This window comes from Streptomyces sp. NPDC102402 (assembly GCF_044765765.1).
In the GTDB taxonomy this organism is placed as follows: domain Bacteria; phylum Actinomycetota; class Actinomycetes; order Streptomycetales; family Streptomycetaceae; genus Streptomyces.
The window spans coordinates 353,098-378,510 of the sequence record NZ_JBIWKR010000001.1; the positions used below are offsets into that span (position 1 = coordinate 353,098).

General features: G+C 70.4%; 19 protein-coding genes. 4 read left to right on the forward strand and 15 right to left on the reverse strand.

Annotation, left to right across the window (positions count from 1 at the left end; all coding sequences use genetic code 11):
* Positions 1 to 94: 94 nt before the first annotated feature.
* The 5 genes from ACIRJR_RS01385 to ACIRJR_RS01405 all read right to left on the reverse strand — a co-directional run bounded on the left by ACIRJR_RS01385 (position 95) and on the right by ACIRJR_RS01405 (position 7,214).
* Positions 95 to 1,639 (reverse strand): RNA polymerase sigma factor, encoded by a 1,545-nt coding sequence (locus ACIRJR_RS01385; RefSeq protein WP_403772051.1) that lies wholly within the window; start codon positions 1,637 to 1,639, stop codon positions 95 to 97.
* Positions 1,640 to 1,962: 323 nt separating this feature from the next.
* On the reverse strand, positions 1,963 to 2,829 hold the full coding sequence (locus ACIRJR_RS01390) for a FadR/GntR family transcriptional regulator (protein ID WP_403773739.1): 867 nt from the start codon (positions 2,827 to 2,829) through the stop codon (positions 1,963 to 1,965).
* 181 nt (positions 2,830 to 3,010) lie between these two features.
* Entirely contained in the window at positions 3,011 to 4,771 is a 1,761-nt protein-coding gene (locus tag ACIRJR_RS01395) for an ATP-binding cassette domain-containing protein (RefSeq protein ID WP_403772054.1), read from the reverse strand.
* A gap of 146 nt (positions 4,772 to 4,917) precedes the next feature.
* Positions 4,918 to 5,682: an NUDIX domain-containing protein gene (locus tag ACIRJR_RS01400; RefSeq protein ID WP_403772057.1), complete on the reverse strand. Its 765-nt coding sequence runs from the start codon at positions 5,680 to 5,682 to the stop codon at positions 4,918 to 4,920.
* Between the two features lie 131 nt (positions 5,683 to 5,813).
* Complete coding sequence (locus tag ACIRJR_RS01405) at positions 5,814 to 7,214, reverse strand: DUF4192 domain-containing protein (RefSeq protein ID WP_403772060.1); 1,401 nt, start codon at positions 7,212 to 7,214, stop codon at positions 5,814 to 5,816.
* A gap of 111 nt (positions 7,215 to 7,325) precedes the next feature.
* On the opposite strand from ACIRJR_RS01405, the gene ACIRJR_RS01410 reads away from it, so the two are divergent.
* Both ACIRJR_RS01410 and ACIRJR_RS01415 read left to right on the forward strand, forming a co-directional pair.
* Entirely contained in the window at positions 7,326 to 9,497 is a 2,172-nt protein-coding gene (locus ACIRJR_RS01410) for a RecQ family ATP-dependent DNA helicase (protein WP_403772063.1), read from the forward strand.
* Between the two features lie 216 nt (positions 9,498 to 9,713).
* Complete coding sequence (locus ACIRJR_RS01415) at positions 9,714 to 10,346, forward strand: hypothetical protein (RefSeq protein WP_403772065.1); 633 nt, start codon at positions 9,714 to 9,716, stop codon at positions 10,344 to 10,346.
* Positions 10,347 to 10,403: 57 nt separating this feature from the next.
* On the opposite strand, the gene ACIRJR_RS01420 is transcribed toward ACIRJR_RS01415, so the two are convergent.
* The 6 genes from ACIRJR_RS01420 to ACIRJR_RS01445 all read right to left on the reverse strand — a co-directional run bounded on the left by ACIRJR_RS01420 (position 10,404) and on the right by ACIRJR_RS01445 (position 17,010).
* Positions 10,404 to 11,039 carry a hypothetical protein gene (locus ACIRJR_RS01420; RefSeq protein WP_403772068.1) on the reverse strand — a complete coding sequence of 212 codons (636 nt, stop codon included), beginning with the start codon at positions 11,037 to 11,039 and terminating at the stop codon, positions 10,404 to 10,406.
* 58 nt (positions 11,040 to 11,097) lie between these two features.
* Positions 11,098 to 11,808, reverse strand: a complete 711-nt coding sequence (locus ACIRJR_RS01425) for a ribonuclease HII (protein ID WP_403772071.1) — start codon at positions 11,806 to 11,808, stop codon at positions 11,098 to 11,100.
* 791 nt (positions 11,809 to 12,599) lie between these two features.
* Entirely contained in the window at positions 12,600 to 14,417 is a 1,818-nt protein-coding gene (locus ACIRJR_RS01430; protein ID WP_403772074.1) for a DUF4153 domain-containing protein, read from the reverse strand.
* 243 nt (positions 14,418 to 14,660) lie between these two features.
* Positions 14,661 to 15,572 (reverse strand): ADP-ribosylglycohydrolase family protein, encoded by a 912-nt coding sequence (locus ACIRJR_RS01435; protein WP_403772077.1) that lies wholly within the window; start codon positions 15,570 to 15,572, stop codon positions 14,661 to 14,663.
* A 19-nt stretch (positions 15,573 to 15,591) separates the two neighbouring features.
* Positions 15,592 to 16,251: a histidine phosphatase family protein gene (locus ACIRJR_RS01440; RefSeq protein WP_403772080.1), complete on the reverse strand. Its 660-nt coding sequence runs from the start codon at positions 16,249 to 16,251 to the stop codon at positions 15,592 to 15,594.
* 153 nt (positions 16,252 to 16,404) lie between these two features.
* A complete protein-coding gene (locus ACIRJR_RS01445; RefSeq protein WP_403772083.1) occupies positions 16,405 to 17,010 on the reverse strand; it encodes a YdbC family protein in 606 nt (201 codons plus the stop codon).
* Between the two features lie 197 nt (positions 17,011 to 17,207).
* Between ACIRJR_RS01445 and ACIRJR_RS01450 the strand changes: the two genes are divergently transcribed.
* On the forward strand, positions 17,208 to 17,738 hold the full coding sequence (locus tag ACIRJR_RS01450; protein WP_403772086.1) for a TerD family protein: 531 nt from the start codon (positions 17,208 to 17,210) through the stop codon (positions 17,736 to 17,738).
* Between the two features lie 182 nt (positions 17,739 to 17,920).
* On the opposite strand, the gene ACIRJR_RS01455 is transcribed toward ACIRJR_RS01450, so the two are convergent.
* The 3 genes from ACIRJR_RS01455 to nrdR form a co-directional block, all read right to left on the reverse strand.
* Entirely contained in the window at positions 17,921 to 18,046 is a 126-nt protein-coding gene (locus ACIRJR_RS01455; RefSeq protein WP_403772089.1) for a hypothetical protein, read from the reverse strand.
* A 311-nt stretch (positions 18,047 to 18,357) separates the two neighbouring features.
* Positions 18,358 to 21,267 carry a vitamin B12-dependent ribonucleotide reductase gene (locus ACIRJR_RS01460; RefSeq protein ID WP_403772092.1) on the reverse strand — a complete coding sequence of 970 codons (2,910 nt, stop codon included), beginning with the start codon at positions 21,265 to 21,267 and terminating at the stop codon, positions 18,358 to 18,360.
* 156 nt (positions 21,268 to 21,423) lie between these two features.
* A complete protein-coding gene (gene nrdR, locus ACIRJR_RS01465; protein ID WP_403772095.1) occupies positions 21,424 to 21,939 on the reverse strand; it encodes a transcriptional regulator NrdR in 516 nt (171 codons plus the stop codon).
* Between the two features lie 534 nt (positions 21,940 to 22,473).
* Between nrdR and lexA the strand changes: the two genes are divergently transcribed.
* The gene (lexA, locus tag ACIRJR_RS01470; RefSeq protein WP_033305197.1) at positions 22,474 to 23,271 is read left to right on the forward strand and encodes a transcriptional repressor LexA; all 798 of its coding nucleotides are present in this window, start codon (positions 22,474 to 22,476) and stop codon (positions 23,269 to 23,271) included.
* Positions 23,272 to 23,397: 126 nt separating this feature from the next.
* Here lexA and ACIRJR_RS01475 read toward each other — a convergent pair whose 3' ends face one another.
* Positions 23,398 to 25,365 (reverse strand): ATP-dependent DNA helicase, encoded by a 1,968-nt coding sequence (locus tag ACIRJR_RS01475; RefSeq protein ID WP_403772099.1) that lies wholly within the window; start codon positions 25,363 to 25,365, stop codon positions 23,398 to 23,400.
* Between the last annotated feature and the right edge of the window lie 48 nt (positions 25,366 to 25,413).

Sequence of the window (25,413 nt, forward strand, 5' to 3'; positions counted from 1 at the left end):
TCAGCGTCATCCGCCGCATCGCCCACCGCATGCGGACGTGGGCCGGGCCCGGAACCTCTTCAGGTTCCGGGCCCGGCCCACGCTCGTCCCCGGTCTAGTCGAGGTAGTCGCGCAGCACCTGCGAGCGCGACGGGTGGCGCAGCTTCGACATGGTCTTGGACTCGATCTGGCGGATGCGCTCGCGCGTCACTCCGTAGACCTTGCCGATCTCGTCCAGCGTCTTCGGCTGGCCGTCGGTGAGACCGAAGCGCATCGAGACCACGCCCGCCTCACGCTCGGAGAGCGTGTCGAGCACCGAGTGCAGCTGCTCCTGGAGCAGCGTGAAGCTCACCGCGTCCGCAGGAACGACGGCCTCGGAGTCCTCGATCAGGTCTCCGAACTCGCTGTCGCCGTCCTCACCCAGCGGGGTGTGGAGAGAAATCGGCTCGCGGCCGTACTTCTGGACCTCGATGACCTTCTCGGGGGTCATGTCGAGTTCCTTGGCCAGCTCCTCCGGGGTGGGCTCACGGCCCAGGTCCTGGAGCATCTGGCGCTGCACCCGCGCGAGCTTGTTGATGACCTCGACCATGTGCACCGGGATACGGATGGTGCGGGCCTGGTCGGCCATGGCCCGGGTGATGGCCTGACGGATCCACCACGTGGCGTACGTGGAGAACTTGTAGCCCTTGGTGTAGTCGAACTTCTCCACCGCTCGGATCAGACCGAGGTTGCCCTCCTGGATGAGGTCCAGGAAGAGCATGCCGCGACCGGTGTAGCGCTTGGCCAGCGAGACCACGAGACGGAGGTTGGCCTCCAGCAGGTGGTTCTTGGCCCGGCGGCCGTCCTCGGCGATGATCTCCAGCTCGCGCTTCAGCTTCGGTGCGAGCTTGTCGGAGTTGGCGAGCTTGTCCTCGGCGAAGAGGCCGGCCTCGATGCGCTTGGCGAGCTCGACCTCCTGCTCGGCGTTGAGGAGGGGGACCTTGCCGATCTGCTTCAGGTAGTCCTTGACCGGGTCGGCCGTGGCGCCGGCGACGGCGACCTGCTGTGCAGGTGCGTCGTCCTCGTCGTCGTCGGAGAGGACGAAGCCCTTGTTCTCGCCCTCGCCCTCCTCTTCCTCACCCTTGCCGGCCTTGACTTCCTCGGCCGGCTCGTCGCCGTCGAGCAGTTCGTCGTCCTGCTTGCCGGACTTCTTCGCGGCGGTCTTCTTGGCGACCGTCTTCTTCGCGGCGGTCTTCTTGGCAACCGTCTTCTTGGCTGCCGTCTTCTTCGCAGGAGCGGCAACGGCGTCGTCGGCCGTCGCGTCCGCGCTCTCGGCCGCCGGGGCGGCAGATGCCGCGACGGTCCTCGTCACAGCCGTCTTGGCCGTGACTGTCTTGGTGGCGGTGCGCTTGACCGGGCTCTTCGCTGCGACGCTCTTGCGGGCGCGCTTAGGCGACTCCGCGGCACTGACCATCAGCGTCACACCCTCTTCCTCGAGGATCTGGTTGAGGCTGCGCAGAACGTTCTTCCACTGGGTTGGCGGAATCTGGTCAGCCTCGAAGGCCCGACGCACGTCATCGCCGGCGATCTGCCCATCAGCCTTTCCCCGCTCGATGAGCGCCATCACAGACTCGGACTCGGCGATCTCCGGCGGGAGCGTACGGGATGTGCTGGCCGACACGAACAACCTCTCGGAACGATGGAAACGGCTTCCGGCCCGGCCCTGGAGAGAGCTGGAACCGACGACCGTCGGCTGGGGATGTCGCCGACGGCGCGGGTTTGGCCTCAGAACTGCACAGCGCACTTCATGGCTGCTGTATTCCTTCCGCGACGGTCACCTCTTAGGTCATCGCACTGTTTCGAGGAGTGTTACGCCCAATTCGCGTGGCCCCAGTCACACCTCATTCGCGACAAACAGAACCAGAGGTCACCTGTCCGTACAAACGCGCCGCCGAACCACTCGGGCCCGGCGGCACACGGTCCGCGTACCCCGGTCGGCCTCGCTCAGTGCTCTCGGGGCGCGGGAACCACTCGGTCCGAGTCGGTATGACCCACCAGAAGCTGCCGCATGGCGGCTTCGGCTCCCGCGGAGTCACCCGACGCGAGAGCCTCGGCGATCCGCGCATGGTGACCGAGCGACGCCTCCGCCGGCCGGTCACAGCCGGTGACGGGGCCGCCGGAGACATGCAGTGCCGCCGACACGATCCCGGAGAGGTGCTCGAGCATTCGGTTGCCCGCCGCCTGGATCAACAGGGCGTGGAACTCCGCGTCCGCCCTGGAGAACGTGATGGCGTCCCCCTGCCCCATCGCGTGTCCCATGATCTCGATCATGTCGCCGAGACGCTGCTGGATGTCCTCGCGCCCATGACCGGCGGCCAGGCGGGCGGCCAGCGGCTCAATGGTCCACCGGAGGTCCTCCAGCTCACGACGCTGGTCATCACGCTGCGGGCCGAAGGCGCGCCATTCGATGATGTCGGGGTCCAGCAGATTCCAGTCACTCACCGGACGGACCCTCGTGCCCACGTTGGGCCGGGCACTGACAAGGCCCTTGGCCTCAAGAACGCGCAAGGACTCCCTCACGACGGTACGGGAGACCTCGAATCGCTGACCGATCTCCTCAGGCACGAGCGGCCGGTCGGCCCCGAGGTCACCGGAAACGATCATCTGGCCGAGTTGCTGGACCAGTTGGCCGTGAAGTCCACGGCCCCGACTGGCCGTGCCGCGCCGGCTCGCCCGCCCGAGGTCGGAGTCGCCACCACCCCAGGGACGGAGCGCGGCACGCTCGCCGGCCGGCGACTCCGTATAGGGGTAGCGATCGAGTTCGCCCGGGCCGGCGAGGCCGGAGTCGGCGGAGCGGGCGGCGGTCATCATGGTGTGCGCAAGGGTACTCACGCATCCTTTTTCGGCGCGGCTCGCCCAGCCCTTGAGGTCTTTGCTGAAAAGCACACGAAAGGGTGATCGGCACCCACCTCTCAATTGACGCGTTATCGGCAGAAATCACACCCTTTCAGGAGAGTTACTCCCAGAGGGTGGCCCGGCCTGGGCGATCCGGTCACCAACGAGCCCTCCCTCGCAGGCTGGTGAACACATACGCGCAGATCAAGGTGGACAACGACAAGGAAAGCGCCAGCCCCACGGGTTGAGCCACGACCCTCACGGCCGCCATGGCCCACCGGTCGGCCTCGTACGGCCACTGCAGCCAGCCGAGTTCACGCAGCCGGCCCGGCAGTCCGGTGATCGAACGAGCGGACGGGCCGGCGAGGAGCTTCTGCATGAGCGGTACGACGAGGACCGGAACCGCCAGCACCGCCGCGACTCCCGCACCGGTCAGCCGGAACACACCGGCCCCCAGGAGTCCCGCCCAGGCGCACCCGACCGACAGCCCTGCCCAACTGGCGGCGAGCTGAGGCGCGTTGTCCGGGACGGCCACCAGGCCGCCGCCGTACACGAGGCGCAGGGCTTCGGCGTTCGCCAACACCGAGAGCACGGCCAGCAGCAGTGCGACTCCCCCGGAGACCGCCAGTTTGGCCAGCAGGAGACCGAGACGGCGCGGAACCGTCCCCCGCCCCGCCGCGAGCGCCGGGTATCGGAACTCGTCACCGAAGGCGAGGGCGCCCAGCACTCCGGCGGCGAACGCGGCGGGAGGCAGCGGCAGCAGGTCCGGCCAGGCGACCAGGAGATCGGGGAGGGGTGTTCCGCCGGAACGGGCCAGCAGCACGGAGAGGCCGGCCGACACGACCAGGACCGCCGCCAGGATCAGGGCGGCGGTCCTGACGCCGAAGAAGCGGCGCAGTTCGTACCGCAGAGGCCGGAGCGGGCCGCGGGCCGGACGTACGGGGATCGGAGGCGGGAGTCGCGAGATCGCCACGGTCGACGCAGGCCCCGGCAGAACGATTCTCGCCGGTTCGCCGCCACGGCCACCGACCGGTACGGCGACGGGGCCCGCGTCGCCCGTCTCGTCGGCGAGTTCGTGGACGGGAACGCCGTGCCGGTACGCCGCGTCCCCGACCTCCGCGCAGCTGCTGCCGTACACGGAGAGCCGGCTCCCCCCCTCGGCCACCACTTCGACGGAGCGCTGGGCGGTGCGGGCCTCGCGGCTCATCACGGCGGCCAGCCGGGCCGCGTGCGGGGTCCGCACAGCGACTCGGGGCCTCAGCCGCGTACGGGAGAAATCGGCGACGTCCTGGTCGGCCACGAGGCGCCCGTGGTCGATGGTGACCACCCGGTCGGCCGCGCGGGCGGCCTCCTTGGGGTCACCGGTCGTGTGCAGAACCGTGCCGCCTTCAGCCGCGTGCGCGCGGAGCAGCCCGTGGAGCCAGCTCCTCTCGCGCGGGGAGAGGCCGCCGGTGGGCTCGTCGAGGACGAGCGTGTGGGGATCGCCGAGCAGCACCGAGGCGAGGCCGAGCCGCCGGTCCATCCCGGCCGAGAGGGTTCCGATGCGCTGGTCCCCCAGGCCCGCGAGACCGACGACCTCGAGCAGTTCGTCGGCTCGCGAAGCCGGCACCCCGGCCGCGGCACAGAGCATGCGGAGCTGACCGCGGGCGGTGCGCGCGGGATGCCCCGGGACATCCCCGAGCAGCACCCCCACCTCGCGCGCAGGATGACCGATGCGATGCAGCGGCCGGCCTTTGAAGTAGGTGACGCCCCTCCCCGCTTCCAGCTCGAGCATCAGGCGCAGGGCGGTGGTCTTGCCGGAGCCGGGAGCGCCGAGCAGCGCGGTGACACTGCCGGGCGGGGCTTCGAAGGTCAGGTCGTCCACGACGGGAGGACGGTCGCGGCGGGGGGCACTGGTGAGTCCGATGGCCTGGAGCATCGCTTCTCTCGCGGAGGGTGAGACCGCTCAGCGGCAGGGTGGGGTACCCCAGCAAGATAACGCGACATTTCGGACTTTTGGCGCACCGATGCTTCTGTGGGCGTTCCGCAGCGTCGCCCGGCGCGAAGCTGTGGGTCGGTACCCGCTCAGACTTCCGGCCTCAGCATCGGAGGGTTCAGCACCGTCGCCGCACCGGCACGGAACAGTTGCGCGGGGCGCCCTCCCTGCCGCGTGGTCGTCCCTCCGGACGGCACCAGGAAGCCTGGTGTTCCCGTGACCTTGCGGTGGAAGTTCCGGGGGTCCAGGACCACACCCCACACCGCCTCGTACACCCTGCGCAGCTCTCCGACCGTGAACTCGGGCGGACAGAACGCCGTGGCCAGCGAGGAGTACTCGATCTTCGACCGGGCCCGCTCCACTCCGTCGTCGAGGATCTTCGCGTGATCGAAGGCCAGCGGCGCCGACTGCTCACCCTCACGGCCGAAGCCACCCCCCGGACCGAGCAGGTCCTCGACGGATGCCCAGCGTGCGCTGTTCGCGTCACCGCCCGCACGCGGGGCGGGGAGGTCGGGCGCCAGTGCGAGGTGCGCGACGCTGACCACCCTCATCCGAGGGTCCCGCCCGGGGTCGCCGTAGGTGGCCAGTTGCTCGAGGTGCGCCCCGTTCCCGGCAGCGGGGACAGCCGGATCATGTGCGCAGAGCCCCGTCTCCTCGACGAGTTCACGCGCAGCCGCCGCACCGAGGTCCTCGTCCGTCCTGACGAATCCGCCAGGTAGTGCCCAGCGCCCCTGGAAGGGCGATTCACCACGGCGGACCACCAGCGCGCAGAGCGCATGGCGTCGCACCGTGAGTACGACCAGGTCGACGGTGACAGCGAAGGGCGGGAAGGTCGACGGGTCGTAGGGCGGCATGCCGAAATCATAGTCGTCTTCCTGACGATAAACACTCCCTTCGCAACACCCTTTACGTGTTCCGACCGCTCCCGATCCGCTCCGGCCGCTGACCGCGGCCGGGCCTGCCTCGCCCGGGGCGCCCCGGGCAGTCAGTCGCGGCTCCTCGCGCCGCGGTGACCGAGCCGCCCGGTCTCACGGACGCCACCCCGGCTCGCGGTCGGCCCGGAACGGGCAACGGAGCTCCGGGCCACCCGAGGCGCCGCCTTCCGTCCCCGCTTCCCGGCCGGGGTCCGCGCGGGCCGCCGCCCGGGCCGTCCCTCCACGCGCCGCCCGCCACGCTCCTGGGCAGGGCTGCCGCTTCGATGTCGCGGTGACGGACTGTCGTCGGCGCGCTCCCGAGGTGGGCTGTCACTGCCATGGCGATCGCGCAGGACGCGCTCCCCCCGGAGACAGCGGCGCAGCGTTTCCGGGTCCAGCCCTTGGTTGCAGGCCTGGTGCAGAAGTTGGGCGAACGTGTAGTCGGGGTCGGCCCGCAGGGCTAGCCCCAGCGCCACCCTGGCGCCCGCCTCGTCACCGGTGGACCACGAGACCCAGCCTGCCAGCGTGAGCGGTGCCGCCGAGTGTTCCACGTACGGGCCGACACACCGGCGCGCGAGCGCACGCCAGAGCCTGAGCGCGGAGTCCGCCTCGCGGCCCTCCATCCACTCTGCGACCCGGTCCCTGGTCTCACGGTCCTGGAGACCGAGAATCACCGCGGCAGCCTCCTCCGACGTGATCAGGCTGTCGTCACCACCGTCGGTCACGGACCGGCCTTCGGCCGGGACACTCCCCAGGCGTTCCATGAGGTCACGAGCGAGCACCAGCGTCTCCCTCGCCACCTCACGTCGCCCGTCGGTGTCCAGGATCCTCGACACCAGCACGGCACCCGCCGAATCGAGAGCCCGCTCCTGCTCCTGAGCCGCCGCGGAGTCCCACGGCGTGAGCCGCACCTCCATGTCCTTCAGCGATCCGCGCACCTGGATACCGGCGAACGCGGCGGCGGCCGCCATCACCGTCGTGCCCGGGAGCGCGAGCGGATTCCCTTCTGCCGGGCAGCAGCGGTCGTCGGGACAGCAGTAGGACCAGTAGCGGCCGTCGGAAATGCAGAGCACTTCGAGCACGGGAACGTCGAGCGCGCCGCAGGCCGTGCGCAGACTCTGCGCGAGCGGCCTCAGCCGCTCCATGGCCTGCGGGGCGCTCTCCCCCTCGGCGGGATCCTGGCAGAGGAAGACGACGATCGCGTCGGGGCGGGAGTCACGCCTCTCGCTCCCCTCGATCAGGCTCCGCGCGAGCTGGTCGGCCACGGGCCCCCACTCCTCCGGCTCCGGCGGAATGCCCAGCCTGAGCCGGCCTCCGAAGCGGCCTCGACCGCCGTGCAGGGCGACCATGACCACGCTGTCGTTCGGATGGAAACCCATCAGGTACGGAAGGGCGTCGGCGAGTTCTGCGGGACCGCGGAGGGTGATCTGCTGCGCGTCCGACGGTCCGGTGGTTTCGTCGTGCTTGTTCATGGCATGACCGTCCCGCGGGGACCGGATTTCCGCGACCCCCTGTGGATAAGTTGTCCACAGGGGCCGGACCACCGTTCGCGGTTTGTCGTGGGCATCGGGTTGCATGGGGGCATGACCAACGCAGACCGCGCAGAGCTCAGGGCCTCGGCCGATTCCGTACTCGCCCGTCTGGTCGGGGACGCCACCGGCACCGCCCGGCTGCGCGAGGACCAGTGGCGGGCCATCGAGGCCCTCGTCGCCGACAAGCGCAGAGCCCTGGTGGTGCAGCGGACGGGGTGGGGCAAGTCCGCGGTGTACTTCGTCGCCACGTCGCTGTTGCGCGCCCGGGGCAGCGGGCCGACGGTGATCGTCTCGCCCCTGCTCGCCCTGATGCGCAACCAGGTGGCGGCCGCGGCCAGGGCCGGCATCAGCGCCCGCACGATCAACTCCTCCAACACCGAGGAGTGGGAGACGGTCCAGGCCGAGGTGGCGGCGGGCGAGGTGGATGTGCTGCTGGTCAGTCCCGAGCGGCTCAACAACCCCGATTTCCGCGACCAGGTGCTGCCGCGCCTCGCCGCGGCGACGGGCCTGCTGGTGGTCGACGAGGCCCACTGCATCTCCGACTGGGGGCACGACTTCCGCCCGGACTACCGGAGGCTGCGGACCATGCTCGCCGACCTGCCGGCGGGTGTTCCCGTGCTCGCCACGACGGCCACCGCCAACGCCCGCGTGACCGCGGACGTCGCGGAGCAGCTCGGTACGGGAGCGGGCACGGACGCGCTGGTGCTGAGGGGGCCGCTGGACCGGGAAAGCCTCAGCCTCGGAGTGCTCCGACTCCCCAACGCCGCGCACCGCCTGGCCTGGCTGGGTGATCACCTCGGGGAGCTGCCCGGCTCGGGCATCATCTACACGCTCACGGTCGCCGCCGCCGAGGAGATCACGGCCTACCTCCGCCAGTGCGGACACCCGGTCACCTCGTACACCGGCAGGACCGAGAACGCCGACCGGCAACAGGCCGAGGACGATCTCCTGGCCAACCGCGTCAAGGCCCTGGTGGCCACGTCCGCGCTCGGCATGGGATTCGACAAGCCCGACCTCGGATTCGTCGTGCACGTGGGGTCGCCGTCCTCCCCCATCGCCTACTACCAGCAGGTCGGACGCGCGGGCCGTGGGGTCGAGCACGCCGAGGTGCTGCTGCTCCCGGGGAAGGAGGACGAGGCCATCTGGCAGTACTTCGCCTCCGTCGCCTTCCCACCGGAGGAGCAGGTCCGCCGGACCCTCGACGTCCTCGCCCAGGCCGGACGGCCTTTGTCCCTGCCTGCCATGGAACCTCTGGTGGACCTGCGCCGCACCCGCCTGGAGACGATGCTCAAGGTGCTGGACGTCGACGGTGCGGTGAAGCGGGTCAAGGGCGGCTGGATCTCCACGGGCGAGCCGTGGGCCTACGACTCCGAGCGCTACGCCTGGGTCGCGCGCCAACGGGCCGCCGAACAGCAGGCCATGCGCGACTACGCCTCCGGGACCGGGTGCCGCATGGAGTTCCTCCGGCGTCAGCTCGACGACGAGGAGGCCACCGCCTGCGGGCGCTGCGACAACTGTGCCGGCCCCCGGTTCGACGACAAGGTCTCCACGGCGGCCCTCGACGGGGCCCGCGGTGAGCTCGGCCGGCCGGGGGTGGAGGTGGAGCCGCGCAAGATGTGGCCCACGGGGCTCTCCGCGGTGGGGGTCGATCTCAAGGGCCGCATCCCGGCAGGTGAGCTGGCCTTCCCCGGCAGGGCGCTCGGCAGGCTCTCGGACATCGGCTGGGGCAACAGACTGCGTCCGCTGCTCGCGGCACAGGCCCCGGACGCCCCGGTACCCGACGACGTCTCCGGCGCGGTGGTCACGGTCATCACCGACTGGGCCAAGGGCCCCGGCGGCTGGGCCTCCGGGGCGCCGGGCGCGGCCCCCCGGCCGGTCGGAGTCGTCACCGTCGCCTCACGGCGGAGGCCGCGGTTGGTCAGCTCGCTCGGCAGCCGTATCGCCGAGGTCGGCCGGATGCCTCTGCTGGGGACGGTTTCCTACGCGCCGGGCAGCGAGGACCTGCGCATCTCCCAGACCAACAGCGCACAGCGGGTGCGGGCGCTGCACGAGGCGCTCGTCGTGGAGCCCGCGCTGGCGGAGGCACTCGCCTCCGCGGGAGGGCCCGTCCTGCTCGTGGATGATCTCTCCGACACCGGCTGGACACTGGCGGTCGCGGCACGGCTCCTCCGACGCGCCGGAGCGGAGGGGGTGTTTCCGCTGGTCCTCGCGGTTCAGGCGTGACGAGTGGCTTCATTCGCCGCTGAACGGGCAGGGATATGTGTGTCATTCCGTCAGATAACCGTCAGCCGCGCCAATTGCTCGTTGCCGCCTGCCGGTACGACAGGAAGAATTGGAGTCGCTCCCCGCACGGTCTTTTCGCGGGCCCGGAAGGGCTGTGCCGCGGCGCGCCCTCATTCGACCCTGCCCGCACCGTGGGCGCGTAGCGAAGGGAGGACCGTGACCTTCGGATTCGCTCCGTCCGCAGCCACTTCACTGTCGGCGTCCGCCGGCTCCGTCAACCACGTCGCCAGGATGCTCGAACCGGCAGAGTGGGCCGCGGCCGGCATACCCCTGCTGCGCAGCCCACGGGAGGTCGTCAGCGGCCTCCACGCAAGGCACCGGCCGACTTCGGCCACCGCGGTCGTCGCCGTCCTCGATCATGAGGAACGGCTCACGGCCAGCGCGTCGTTCGCCCGGCGGGCCACCGCGGCCGCGGACGGCTGGGAGTTCCGCAACGCCCTGCTGGCACACCTGCGCCGGGTGATCCCACACGATCTGCGCCGCCGCACCCCGGTGCGTACCGCGGTCCTGCTCTACTGCCGCGAGGGCGACGAGCGCTGGACGGAGGAGGACGGGGCGTGGATGTGGGGCCTGAGGGATGCCTGCACTCTGCACGGCCTCCGCTGCGGCGCGTACATCACTCTCACACGTGGCGGCTGGCAGGTCCTCGGGGAGGGCAGGGGCGGCCGCATGCCGACGCTGTTGTCCAGGCCGTCGGACCTGGCGGACGCGTCCACGGGGCACGACCCCGTCCCGCTGCGCACCGGTGGCGGGGCCGCCGAGGCACTGCGGCGGAGCGCCGCCCGATGAAGCGGCCCGTGGGTCCCGGCCGTCCATGAGGACGGCCGGGACCCACGGGCGCGGGGATCAGACTCCCGCGCCGAGCGCGGAGTTGACCTTCTGCGGGTCACCGCACACGATGAGCAGCTCTCCGGCGCGCGTCCGCACCTCCGAGAGCGCACGGGCCGCCGTCTCGTCCAGGTCACCGTTGACCGCGACGACGACCACGGAACGCGGTGCGCAGCGGCCTGCGTTCGCCGTGCGGGCGAAGAACACGTCATCACCCGCGTCGTGCTGGGCCCAGTACGCGGCCTCCCCGAAGGAAAGCTCGTGAGCGGCCCAGGGGTGCTGCTCGCCGGTGGTGAGCACCAGGATGTCGCCGGGTGCCCGCCCGGAGTCGAGCAGGAGGTCGACTGCCTCGTCGGCAGCGTCGACCGCGCCGCCGGCCGCAGCCGGAATCAGCTGGAGCTGCGCGGCGGAACGGTCTTCCGGCAGCTTCCGTCCGGCGGGAGCCGGAGCGACGGGAGTGGATGTGGGGCCAGGGCGCGGCGCCGGGGGCGTGGGCCGGGCAGGGCCGCGACCCGGACTTCCGGGGCGGGGCGTGGCCGCGGAACGCGGGCCGGGTACGGGACGGGGGGTCGGCGCGGTGCGGCCGGCGGCCGGAGTGACGCGGGGACCCTGGGCGCTCTCGGGAATCTGAGGCTCCTCGGGGATGAGAGGCATGAATGGTGGTCTGTCACGGCCGACGCGCACGCGTCGGCGGCTGGGTGCGCATGGGCGGTCAGAAGTCGAAGCCGAGCTGGCCCCCGCTTTCCGGTGCCGCCGCCTCGGCGGAGAAACGGACCTTCTTCAGGTGCTGCCACCTGGGCAGCGCGTCGAGGTAGGCCCAGCTGAGGCGGTGGTGAGGTGTAGGCCCCTGTTCCTCCAGTGCGGCCCGGTGGACCGGTGACGGATAGCCGGCGTTCGCGCCGAAGGCGAAGTCTTCGTACTGCCCGGTGTCCGCGCCCAGTTCGGCCATCACCGTGTCCCGGTGGACCTTGGCGATCACCGAGGCCGCGGCCACGGCGATACAGGACTGGTCGCCCTTGATCACGGTACGGACGTTCCAGGGCAGCCCGAGGTAGTCGTGCTTGCCGTCGAGGATCACGGCGTCCGGCCGGACGGGCAGGGCCTCGAGCGCCCTGACAGCCGCGAGGCGGAGCGCCGCGGTCATACCGAGGTCGTCGATCTCCAAGGGTGAGGCGTGCCCCAGCCCGTAGGCCGTGACCCACTTTTCGAGCACCGGGGCGAGTTCGGCCCGGCGCCTGGGACTGATCAGCTTGGAGTCGGTCAGACCCTCAGGGGGTCTACGGAGACCGGTGACAGCCGCACAGACGGTGACGGGGCCGGCCCACGCTCCGCGTCCGACCTCATCGACACCGGCGACGGTCCTGGCACCGGAGGTAGCGCGCAGTGAGCGCTCGACGGTGTGCGTGGGTGGTTCGTACGGCATGGCGCCTGCCAGGGTACGCCGACGGGGACGGCAAGAACACCCCGGGGCACCGTCCAGCGCTCCGGCCCGCGTCTCGTCGTGTCCGGGAGACCGACGGCGGTCGCGCCGCACCGGGTAACAGCGGCCTCGGAAGGCGCGGGACAGCGCTGCGGCCGGACGACCTTCCGGGGCGCCACCCCGGTCCGGTCATTCGCGTAGGCACACATATCCGACTGCACCCAGGTCGGCGTCCGCAACCTTTGGCTCGAAGACACAGACAGGCGCCTGTCTCGCTATCTGCCATCGAGAATTCAATCGACTGGAGAAGTTGATCCCGAGCCACTCCCTGCCAGCAGGAGCAACCCCTGGCACCCCACAATCCGGAATGACATCGCATACGCGAACATCGACACCAGCAAGCTCGTCGCGCTCCCGGACGGAATCACCGGACGCGAGTGACGCCGTCCGGCACCTGCTGCACAGTCCGAAGGTCACCGTCTACTCCGGGCCGCCGGGGAGCTTCGCCACCTGGGCCACCGGAACGACACGGCTTCCCCGAACCGGCTGAGCCGACCGAGCCGACCGAACCGACCGAACCGACTGAGCCGACCGAGCCGGCCGAGCCGGCCGAAGGAGCCGTACCGGCCGAAGGAACCAAAGGAACCGAACTGGTCGAACGGACCACCGGCCGCCCCGAACGCCCCATGACATCGCATCGGAAGCGTTCAGAGGGCCCTGGGTCTCCGGGGCGTTCGTCCACCTGGGCCGGAAGCGGTGGAGCACACGAGCACGTCCTCCCGGTCCGGGACCGCTCAGTACGGATCGTAGGAGGGCTCCTCCTCGAAACCGTCCCGCTCGTCGGCCTCCTGCCCGAGGCCGTAGCACTCGGTCCCGTGGTTCTGGACGGAGGCCGCCTTCAGGATGTCCCTGGCCCTGGCCTCTCCCCAACTGGTGGCGTACCACGGGGTGTCATCGAGGGCGAGATCTCGCTGGAAGTGCTCCAGCACACAGGACCTCAGCGGTTCCGGCAGTTCGTTCAGCGCCGGGACGGCATCCGCGGAAAGCCCCTTCAGGTACTCGATGTCGATCGTCTTGCCGCTCGTGCTGTCACTGGTGTACCGGTGGACGTTCTGCTCGGCGATCATTCCGTCCGGCGAGAGCAGGCCGAAGGCCATCACACCGACGGCGGCACTCGCCGCGATGGCACGCGGAAGCATTCTGGCCCCGAAGATCCCTGCCGCGATGATGAGGATCAGCACCACTCCGAGCCAGAGCTCCACGGCGGCCACGGAGATCCGCAGACGGGTCAGCCCGAAGGCGTGGACGTAGAGGTCCATGCGGCGCAGCGCGGAGGCCACGACGACCAGCGTAAGCACACACAGGACGCCGAGGACACTCCGCACCAGGATCCGGTCGCGTGGCCCTCCTCGCGGAGCCCAGCGCAGGGCGAGCGCGATGACGAGCAGCGTCAGGACGGTGGCCCACAGCAGCTGCCAGAAGCCCTGGCGGGCGTATTCGGCGGGCAGCAGGCCCGTCTCCTCCAGGACCTTGTCGTACCCGCCGAGGAGCACGACGAGCTGGAGCGCGATGAAGGCCGCGAACAGCAGGTTGAGCACGATCAGCGGAATCGCCCACTCCGCCCGTTCTCTGGCCTTGCCCGGCCGGACGGTGATGCCGTCCCAGCGCACCGGGGCCGCAGCACTGTACGCGGCGGTGAGAGCGCCGGCCGCTCCCAGAACGAAGAGGAAGACGCGCCAGGGGCTGTCACCGATCGACACGTCAGGGGTGAGGCTGCCCAGCAGGTCGGCGAAGGCGGCGTCCGCGGAGGCGAAGAGCGCGCCGAAGACGACGAGGAGCACGGCCGCCACCGCTGCGCTGCGCACCACGGCGCGCACACGGCCCCCGGAGTCGCCCGCACGGGCGCGCACCCCCCGCCATCCCCAGCGCACACCGCCCGCCACCGAGGGGAACAGCCCCAGCGATCCGAGCAGCACACCGGGCCAGCTGCGGCTCCCGTGCAGGGCGAGCGAACCAAGGGCGAGGGCCGACACCACCGCGAGGAAGACCGGCCACCCCGCTTCGCGGAGCGCCGGAATCACCAGGAGCGCCAAGCCGCCCACTGCCCACGAAGCGGTCCAGGGCTTCAGCACACGCCCTGCCGAGCGCGCGGCGAAGTACGCCCCCAGAGCAGCGGGCACGGCGACGATCAGCAGGTTGGGCCCCAGACCGTCGGCGAGCAGCAGGGCACTGAGCAACGCCGTGGCCAGGACCGACCAGAGGGTCGCCGACGCGGCTGCGGGCGGGGACGGGGGCCGTAGCCGGGACAGCACGCCTGGTGGCGGCTTCTGCCCACGCCTCTGCCAGACGTCCGTTACCGGAGACGTCCGCAGACCGGCGGACGCTGCCGGGCCGGCGTTCTGCGGCGGTACCGGCGGCGCGGAGGCCTGCGGCGGTACCGGCGGCGCGGAGGCCTGCGCCGGTTCCCCGGCCGGCGCTTCGCTCTTCGGCTCCGCCGCGGCAGTGGACGGGAGACCGGCGCCGGACACGGATTCCCCCGTGCCGCCGGACTCAGGTGACAGCTCGGGCCGGACGGACGTGTCAGGCGACTGATCGGGCGACTGATCGGACATGGGACCCCTCCCCCACCGGGGTCCGCTCGCACGGCCACATCGCGGCGCGACGGCCCCGGAGTCTCTAGGCGCACGCCCACCAAGATCGATGAGCGCGGCGTGGCCGAAAGAGTAAGTCCCGACCGGGCGCCTCAACCGTTCGAGGCCCTCGCTGTGGCAGGACCGTGACACTGAACGGGACCGTGGCGGCCGAGGGCCGGGGAGCCGGGGCCTTCACCCGGCCCCAGGCCCCCCGGCCAGGGATCAGCGACGCCCAGGAGCGAGGGGGACCCAGTCGGGCAGTCGCTCCGTGCGGGCCAGCCAGTCGGAAGGAGGGGCGCCCACCGGTTCCGCGGCGACGATCCCGCCGACGATGGCGCAGGTGGTGTCCACATCGCCGCCCGCCTGCGCCGTCACCCAGAAGGCCTTCTCGAAGTCCCCGAGACTCCGCGCCGCCGACCACAGGGCGAAGGGCACCGTGTCATGGGCACTCGTACGGCGTCCGTTACCGAGCACCGCCGCGACCGTCCCCGCGTCCCGGTAGTCGAGCATGTCGCGGGCCCTGCGCAGCCCGGCACCGACCGCGCTGCGCGGGATGAGGGCGACGACCCCGTCGAGCAGGTCCTCCGGTGCCGGCGGTCCTCCCGGTGCGGCGACGAGGGCGGCGGCCGCGGCGACGGCCATGGCCCCCACGACGGCCTCGCGGTGCTGATGGGTGGTGTACGACGAGATCTCTGCCTGGTGGGTGGCCTGTTCCGGGTCATGCGCGTACCAGGCGCCCAGCGGTGCGATGCGCATCGCCGACCCGTTCCCCCAGGAGCCCTGCCCCTGGAAGAGCGCGGACGCCAGCTCCCGCCAGTCGCCCCCCTCCCGCACCAGCCGGAGCAGCCGGTTCACCGCGGGTCCGTATCCCCGGTCGAAGTCGTGGTGCCGGGCGAAGGAGTGGGCGAGCGCGTCCTGGTCGATCCGCTCGTGCGTGGCCAGCACGGCCAGCACCGAGCAGGCCATCTCGGTGTCGTCGGTCCACTGCCAGTCGTCGGGCGGAAGGTCCCGGGTCTTGAGCAGCGGGTAGTTGGCCGGGACGAAGAACTGGGAGCCGAGGGCATCTCCTACGGAGAGCCCACGCAGGCTGGCCAGAGCGCGTTGGAAACGGTCGGAAGCGGAATCAGCGGTCATGGTCATCGCCCTGTCCACTCTATCCGCTGATGCCGTACGGCTCAGGGGTGCGCCACTGCGCGAAGGGCCGGTCGAGCGTGTAGCGGCCGTCCTCTCCGAGCAGCAGCGTCCTGGATTCGCCGTTTCCGGGATTGGACAGTGATTCGAACTCCGCCACCGACCAGTGGAACCAGCGCATGCAGAAGAGCCTCATGGTCAGCCCGTGGGTGACCAGCAGCACGTTCGGCGGATGGTCGGGGGCCTCGAAGCTGCGGTGGAGGCTCTCCAGGAACGCGTCGACCCGGTCGTACACGTCGGCCCCGGACTCGCCCTGCGCGAAGCGGTAGAAGAAGTGCCCGTACGCGTCCCGGTATGCCTTCTGGAGCCTGACGTCGTCCCGGTCCTGCCAGTTGCCCCAGTCCTGCTCGCGCAGCCGGGGCTCCTCCCTGACCCGCACGCTGGCGGGGTCGAGGCCGAACTCCCTGAACGTCTCGTGCGTGCGCCGGTAGGGCGAGATGTAGACGCTGACGCGCTCGTCCCCGAACGCCTCACGCAGGCGGGAGCCCGTCGCCTCTGCCTGGCGAAGGCCCTTCGCCGTGAGCCTGAGCGCGTGGTCGGGCTCACGTTCGTAGACCGTGTCGTCGGCGTTGCCCTCGGATTCACCGTGTCGGACGAGGACGATGCGTTGGGGTCGTGCCATGTACCGACCCTAGATGCCGTCCGGCCCGATCGAGCAACCGTGCGGGCTCCATCGGGCGTATGTGACCAAGGGAACGACGACGGTACCGGGCGCAGGGGGAACGACGACGGTACCGGGCGCAGGGGGAACGACGACGGTACCGGGCGCGGACGATCAGACCGTCCACGAGGGTTCGAGCTGCACCACGTCCCCGGTGAGCGCCTCGACGTCCCTCTCGGTCTCCGCTCGCGCCGAGAGCCGTGCGAGACCCTCGGGCCGGTACTTGCCGCGCTCGGCGCTCGACTGCCACATCGACAGCACCAGGAACTCGTGCCCCGGAGCTTCCCCGAAGACTCCGCGCAGCATTCCGGGGGACCCCGCCATGGCCGGGTTCCACACCTTCTGCTGCATGAGGGCGAAGTGGTCGACCCGGTCCTCGTACACCCGGCTGTGCGCCACCCTGACGACGTCGGCATCGGTGAAATCCGGCTCGAAACCGGTCTTCACGTCGAAGCGGTACTCGAAGAGCTTCACACGCATGTCCTTGTAGGTGCCGGACTGGGAAGCAGCGAGGCGGTCGTGGCCGCGGGCCATGAAGGAGTCGTAGAAGACCCTGTTCTCCCAGAAGGCGAACACGTGGGCGACTTCCGGCCGCCCCCGGCTCCATCCGCCGCTCTGCCCCAGGAACCCCGGCTCGCCGAGTATCCCCGCCCACTTCCGCTGCCCCCGCTCGAAACCGCGACGGTCGACCACGGAGCAGCGAATCCACTTGACCAGCACAGCGCCATCGTACGGCGCGCGGCGTGGCGCGGGTCACGCTCCGGCCGGACCCGGTGGGACGGGCACCGGCATCACGCGGTCCCGGTCCCCGCCATGGCCCGAATGTGACGCCCGAATCCAACACGGTTGGATTCACGGAAAGTTACGGCCATGATCTGAGGGAGGTCTGTCGGCCCAGCAGCGAGGAGACACGTGCGATGAGCACTCCCAACAAGGACATCGACAAGGTCGAAGTCAGGGTCAAGTGGGACCCGAGCGCCGCCGGCGAACCCGCCAACGACCTCGACATCATCGCGGCAACGTACGGGACGGACGCGCCCTACGGCAGTCCCGTGTACCTCGTGCACTTCGACAGCAGGTCTCCGGACGGGACGATCACGCTGAACCGCGACAGCCGGACGGGACAGGGGTACGGCTTCGACGAGGTCATGACGCTCGAACTGGACCGGCTGTCGGACAGGTACGCCAGGGTGGTGGTCGGCGTCGCCATTCAGCAGCGTGACGGCCGCAAGACCTTCGGCCAGATAGAACACACGGCCGTGCAGATCCGCGAGGGCTACACGAATCTGGCCGAGGACGACTTCTCCGCGGTGGCCTCCGCCACGGCCGCGGTCGTCGCCGAATTCGTCCGGGACTCTTCGGGGGCATGGGGGTTCCGCGGAGTGGTCCGCGGGTTCGACGGCGACCCCGACTCGTTCGCCACCGTGATGGGGAGCGGTTCCGGCTGACACACGGCGGGGCCGCAGTGCCCCCAGGTCCTCCACGGGGACGAACGCGGTCGACGAGGCTTCCTGGACGGGCGGATCGCCTGCGGATGGCGGGCGGCTTCCGGTCGGCCGCGGGCAGCTACCCGTCACGTGGACGGCGCCGCAGCATGCCTCCGGTGCATCCGGCTTCGGCGAGCCGGACCTCACGGCGTGCAGGTCGCCCGCAGTGGGGCCTGCGGGCCCAGCAGACACCGGGGATCCTCGGCCGGGCCCTCCTCGAACACGTCGGCCAGGATGTCCCGCCCGTCGACGACGGCCCTGCGCTCCACTTACCCATGGGTCCCGATCGGTGGCACGACGGTGCGGAGGAACAGGCGGGGTTCTGTGGTCACCGGCCCGACGGTCCCGGAGCCGAGGCGCCTTGTCAGCCGGTTTCGTGCCCGAGGCCGGCCCGGACCGATGCCGCGGTGCCCGGCCGGGCGTGCGGCGGGGATACGGCGGACAGGCGGGACGGCGTCGCGGGCCCGGACCCGGACGCGGCGAAGGGGACCGGCCGCCGGCCGGTCCCCTTCGTCAGCTGCTGGTCAGCCGGCCGCGCGGACCGCGCCGGACGACGTGCCCGGCGCGGTTCCGCCCTTGGTCAGCTGCACCCGCTGGTCGAGCCGCAGCCCTCGCAGATGTAGCAGGACCCGGCGCGCTGCATCTTCGTACCGCACGAGAAGCACAGCGGCGCGTCCGCGCTGATACCGAGCTGCATCTCGACCAGTTCGGCCGAGGTGTGCGCGGTCCTGGGTGCCGGCTTCTCCGCGGCGCTCACCTCGGGCGACGCGACGGCCTTCAGCGGCTCCACGAGCACAGGAGCGGACTGGGCCAGGCTCTCCGAGTCGAGGTCGTCGTCCCCGAAGGCGGGCTCGTACGAACCGGTGTCCAGGTGACGCTGACGCTCCTCGGCGGAGTGGATGCCGAGCGCGGAGCGCGTCTCGAACGGCAGGAAGTCGAGCGCCAGGCGACGGAAGATGTAGTCGACGATCGACTGCGCCATCCGCACGTCCGGGTCGTCCGTCATACCGGCCGGCTCGAAACGCATGTTGGTGAACTTGGAGACGTAGGTCTCCAGCGGCACGCCGTACTGCAGGCCGACCGAGACCGCGATGGAGAAGGCGTCCATCATGCCCGCGAGGGTGGAACCCTGCTTGGACATCTTCAGGAAGACCTCACCGAGACCGTCGTCCGGGTAGGAGTTGGCGGTCATGTAACCCTCGGCGCCGCCCACCGTGAAGGAGGTGGTGATGCCGGGACGGCCCTTGGGCAGACGCTTGCGGACCGGGCGGTACTCGACGACCTTCTCGACCGCGGCGCGGATGGTGTCCTCGGTCTTCGCGGTCACCTCGTCCTTCTTCTCCTCCCACTTCTTGGTGGAGAGGGGCTGGCCGACCTTGCAGTTGTCGCGGTAGATCGCGAGCGCCTTGACGCCCATCTTCCACGCCTCGAAGTAGACCTCCTCGACGTCCTCGACAGTGGCCGTCTCCGGCAGGTTCACCGTCTTGGACAGCGCGCCGGAGATCCACGGCTGGATGGCCGCCATCATCCGGACGTGCCCCATGGCCGAGATGGAACGCTCGCCCATGGCGCAGTCGAAGACCTCGTAGTGCTCGGTCCTGAGGCCGGGCGCGTCGATCACGTTGCCGTTCTCGGCGATGTGGGCGACGATCGCCTCGATCTGCTCCGGCTGGTAGCCGAGACGGCGCAGGGCCTGCGGCACCGTGCCGTTGACGATCTGCATCGAGCCGCCGCCGACGAGCTTCTTGAACTTGACCAGGGCGAGGTCGGGCTCGAGGCCGGTGGTGTCGCAGGACATCGCGAGACCGATGGTGCCGGTCGGGGCGATGACCGAGGCCTGGGCGTTGCGGAAGCCGTTCTTCGCGCCGAGGCGGATCACGTCCTGCCACGCCTCCGTGGCGGCGGCCCAGACCGGCGAGTCCAGGTCGTCCACGTGCACGGCCACGGCGTTGGCGTCCGAGTGCTGCTTCATGACGCGCTGGTGCGGCTCGGCGTTACGGGCGTAGCCGTCGTACGGGCCGACGACCGCGGCCAGCTCGGCGGAACGCCGGTAGGACGTGCCGGTCATCAGCGAGGTGATGGCGCCGGCGAGCGCGCGGCCGCCGTCGCTGTCGTACGCGTGGCCCGTCGCCATGAGCAGCGCGCCCAGGTTGGCGTAGCCGATGCCCAGCTGACGGTAGGCGCGGGTGTTCTCGCCGATCTTCTGGGTCGGGAAGTCCGCGAAGCAGATCGAGATGTCCATCGCGGTGATGACCAGCTCGACGACCTTGGCGAAGCGCTCGGCCTGGAAGGACTGGTGGCCCTCGCCGTCGTCCTTGAGGAACTTCATGAGGTTCAGCGAGGCCAGGTTGCACGAGGTGTTGTCCAGGTGCATGTACTCACTGCAGGGGTTCGAGCCGTTGATGCGGCCGGACTCCGGGCAGGTGTGCCACTTGTTGATCGTGTCGTCGTACTGGATGCCGGGGTCGGCACAGGCCCAGGCGGCCTCGGCCATCTTGCGGAAGAGGGACTTGGCCTCGACCTCTTCGATGACGTCCCCGGTCATGCGGGCACGCAGGCCGAACTTGCCGCCGGCCTCGACGGCCTTCATGAACTCGTCGTTCACACGGACCGAGTTGTTGGCGTTCTGGTACTGGACGGACGTGATGTCGTCGCCGCCCAGGTCCATGTCGAAGCCCGCGTCACGAAGGGCGCGGATCTTCTCCTCCTCCTTCACCTTGGTCTCGATGAAGTTCTCGATGTCGGGGTGGTCGACGTCGAGGATGACCATCTTGGCCGCGCGGCGGGTGGCGCCACCGGACTTGATCGTTCCTGCGGAGGCGTCGGCACCGCGCATGAAGGAGACCGGACCGGAGGCGTTGCCGCCGGAGGAGAGCAGCTCCTTGGAGGAGCGGATGCGGGACAGGTTCAGGCCGGCGCCGGAGCCGCCCTTGAAGATCATGCCCTCTTCCTTGTACCACTCGAGGATCGACTCCATGGAGTCGTCGACGGCCAGGATGAAGCAGGCCGAGACCTGCTGCGGCTGAGGCGTTCCGACGTTGAACCACACCGGCGAGTTGAAGCTGAAGATCTGGTGCAGGAGGGCGTACGCCAGCTCGTGCTCGAAGATCTCGGCATCGGCGGGGGAAGCGAAGTAGTTGTAGTCCTCGCCGGCCTTCCGGTACGTCTTCACGATCCGGTCGATCAGCTGCCGCAGACCGGTCTCGCGCTGCGGCGTGCCGACGGCACCCCGGAAGTACTTGCTGGTGACGATGTTGACCGCGTTCACCGACCAGAAGTCGGGGAACTCGACGCCACGCTGCTCGAAGTTGATCGAGCCGTCGCGCCAGTTGGTCATGACGACGTCCCGGCGCTCCCACGCGACCTCGTCGTACGGATGCACGCCGGGATTCGTGTGGATGCGCTCGATGCGCAGGCCCTGCTTGGTCGCAGTCGACTTGGCTCCCTTGGTGCGGGAACCTCGTGCCGGGCCGCTCGCCGTCTCTGTCATGCCGCCTCCCATATGTGGGCAAAAACGCCCTGAAGTGCCCAGTTCTTCCCAGGGCACAGTGTGTGTCTGATGCTCCGGGCGCCGCGCACAGCGCCTCGGAACAGGTCTGGTGCCGCCCACCGCCGGCCCCGCAGTCCCTGCGGGCCGGCTCGGTGATCAATCAGCGGCGACTGCGGCGGGGGCGGGGACCTCGACGGTCTCGCCGCTCCCGCATGGTTCTGCGGGCGGCCGCTCCTCGCGGAGCTCCGCGATGGCGGTCTCGAAGTCTTCGAGCGAGTTGAACGCCCGGTACACCGAAGCGAAACGCAGGTACGCGACCAGGTCGAGTTCCCGCAAGGGGCCGAGTATGGCCAGACCGACGTCGTGTGTCGTCAGCTCCGCGCTCCCGGTGGCCCGGACCGCCTCCTCGACCCGCTGGCCGAGCTTCGCCAGGGCGTCCTCGGTGACCGGGCGCCCCTGGCATGCCTTTCGGACCCCTGAGATGACCTTGGTACGACTGAAGGGTTCGGTCACGCCGCTGCGCTTGACCACCATCAGCGAACAGGTCTCCACCGTCGTGAAGCGACGGGAGCAGTCGGGGCACTGACGGCGTCGTCGGATCGACGTCCCGTCGTCCGTCGTGCGACTGTCCACGACCCGGCTGTCGGGGTGCCTGCAGAAGGGGCAGTGCATATCTCCGAACCCTCCTTCACAGCACGACTGAATAGCCCTCCGGGTCCGTCACGGACCCTCGAAGACAGCCCCAAGCATAGGCGATGAACTGGAGCTCGAAGGACCGGGGACCACTACTTGTGGGTGGCGATAGCAGGGCAACCACTACATCTAGGGTTTTGCTCCACCTTCACCCCCCGCGCGTGTCGCGCTCCCCCTGGGGCCGGGGGGCAGCCTACGGCCCGGCACGAGGGTACGGGAAACGCGCCACGGGCGCGGCCGCGGGGCACTGCACGGCGGATCGCACGGGCCCCTGCGGACACACCCGCGGCGGACCGGAGGAGAGACCCCCCGGACGCGGAATCGGGCCGGGGGAACGCTAGCGTGAGCCCTGGCGGCCACCACGTGATTCCGGGTCCACGACCCCAGCTCATACACCTCTCGGCAAGCCCGCGACAGCCCTTTATTTGTTTTTCACTCGAACGTGTGTTTGGCGCAACCTTTCGAAAGCTACTACCGTTGCCTAACCAGGGAGACCATTCGAGAGGGGCCGACGTGACCACCACCGCAGACAGTGCCACCATCACTGCCCAGGACCACCGCTCCCAGGGCCGACTTGAGCCGGTGCATGCCATGAATGACTCAGTCATGAACGCGGAGGGGCCTGAGCCCACGCGACCCGCACGCTCCTTGCCCGGCCGCCCTCCAGGCATCCGGGCGGACAGCTCGGGGCTCACGGACAGGCAGCGGCGCGTGATCGAGGTGATCCGGGATTCCGTGCAACGGCGGGGCTACCCGCCGTCGATGCGCGAGATCGGCCAGGCGGTGGGGCTGTCCAGCACCTCGTCCGTCGCCCATCAATTGATGGCCCTGGAGCGCAAGGGCTTCCTGCGCCGTGACCCCCACCGTCCACGCGCCTACGAGGTCAGGGGCTCGGACCAGCCCAGCACCCAGCCGACCGACACCACCGGGAAGCCCGCCGCCTCGTACGTGCCCCTGGTCGGCCGGATCGCGGCCGGCGGCCCGATCCTCGCCGAGGAGTCCGTCGAGGACGTCTTCCCGCTCCCCCGCCAGCTCGTCGGTGACGGCGAGCTCTTCGTGCTGAAGGTCGTCGGGGACTCGATGATCGAGGCAGCGATCATGGACGGGGACTGGGTCACCGTCCGGCGCCAGCCCGTCGCGGAGAACGGCGACATCGTGGCAGCCATGCTGGACGGCGAGGCCACGGTCAAGCGGTTCAAGCGCGAGGACGGCCACGTATGGCTGCTGCCGCACAACTCCGCCTACCAGCCGATCCCCGGTGACGAGGCGACGATCCTCGGCAAGGTCGTGGCGGTGCTGCGGCGGGTTTGACTCCGCCGGTTCGGACTGGGCCCCGGGATCTCTGCGCCGATCCCGGGGCTCTGACGCGTCCGTCGCCCCGCCATGGCGGCCCGTCGTGGCGGCCCGGTCCGGACCACCCCTCGGGCGCCTGCCCGATCACTGCGCGGTCTTGGCCGCCGCGTCGATGGCCGCGAGCGAGCGCCGAGCCTGGTTCCGGTCCGTGGTGTACCAGAAGTCGGGCAGCGAGGCGCGGAGATAGCTCCCGTAGCGGGCGTTCGCCAGCCGGGGGTCGAGCACCGCGACCACGCCCTTGTCCCCCATGGCCCGGACGAGCCGGCCTGCGCCCTGTGCCATCAGCAGCGCCGCATGGGTCGCTGCCACCGCCATGAAGCCGTTCCCGCCGGCCTCCTCGACCGCCTTCTGGCGGGCGCTCATCAGCGGGTCGTCCGGCCGGGGGAAAGGGATCCGGTCCATGACCACGAGCTGGCAGCTCGGCCCGGGCACATCGACGCCCTGCCAGAGGGACAGCGTCCCGAACAGACAGGTCTCGGGGTCAGCGGCGAAATTCTTGATCAGCTCCCCCAGCGTCTCCTCACCCTGCAGCAGGACCGGCTTGTCCTGCCGGCCGCGCATCTCCTCGGCTGCGGCCTGTGCCGCCCGCATGGACGAGAACAGGCCCAGGGTGCGACCGCCGGCGGCCTCCACCAGTTCGGCGAGCTCGTCGAGCATGTCCGTACGGGAGCCCTCGCGGCCCGGCGTGTCCAGGTGCCGGGCGACGTAGAGAATGCCCTGCTTCGGATAGTCGAACGGCGAGCCGACGTCGAGGCCCTTCCACTGCGGGATGTCGTCGCCGGCCGTGCCCTCGGGTGCGAGTCCCAGCGATGCGCCGACCCCGTTGAAGTCGCCGCCGAGCTTGAGCGTGGCCGAGGTCAGGACCACCGAGCGGTCGGCGAACAGCTTCTCCCGCAGCAGCCCGGACACAGAGAGCGGTGCGACCCGGACGGACGCCCCGAAGCGGTCGTGGCGCTCATACCAGACGACGTCGTACTCGGAGCCCTGCGTGATGCGCTCCGCGACACCGTGGATGGACTCGACCGAGGCCATGGCCTGTTTGCGCACCGCGTCCTCGTCCTGGACGGACTTGTCCCGGGTGCCGCCGAGGGCGGAGATCACCGTGCGCGCGGCATCACGCAGCGCCATCAGTGCGTAGCCGAGGTCTTCCGGCACCTCTTCGAGGCGTCCCGGGAGCGCCAGCTCCATGACCCGCTCGAACCCCTCCGACGCGGTCAGCAGGGCGTCGGCCGCCTTCTCGTTGACCAGCTTCGCCGCACGGCGCACCGCCCGGTTCACCTGGCCGGGGGTGAGCTCACCGGTGGCCACCCCGGTGACCCGCGAGACCAGCTCATGGGCCTCGTCGACGATGAGCACCTCGTGCTTGGGGAGCACCGGGGCGCCCTCGATCGCGTCGATCGCGAGGAGAGCGTGGTTGGTCACGACGACGTCGGCGAGCTTGGCCCGCTCACGCGCCGCTTCCGCGAAGCACTCGGCTCCGTAGGCGCACTTGGTGGCACCGATGCACTCTCGCGAGGAGACCGAGATCTGGGCCCAGGCGCGGTCCGAGACACCCGGCGTCAGGTCGTCCCGGTCGCCGGTCTCCGTCTCGTCCGACCAGTCACGCAGGCGCAGCAGGTCCTGGCCGAGCTTGCTGGACGGCGCCGCCGCCTCGAACTGGTCGAAGAGGCCTTCCTCCTCGTCCTGCGGTGCCCCCTCGTGGAGCCGGTGCAGACAGAGGTAGTTCGACCGGCCCTTGAGCATCGCGAACTGGGGCCTGCGGCGCAGCAGCGGATGCAGCGCCTCGACCGTGCGCGGAAGGTCCCGCTCCACGAGCTGGCGCTGAAGAGCCAGCGTCGCCGTGGCCACCACGACCCGCTCGCCGTGTGCCAGCGCCGGGACCAGGTAGCCGAGGGACTTGCCGGTTCCGGTGCCGGCCTGGACGAGCAGATGGGCGTTGTCGTCGACGGCCTCGGCCACGGCCTCGGCCATGGAGACCTGGCCGGGCCGTTCCGTACCGCCGACGGCGGCTACGGCGGCGTGGAGGAGCTCGGGGAGAGATGGCTTCGTCATAGCGCGTCCACCCTACGGCTCCCCACTGACACCATCGATCGCTCCCGG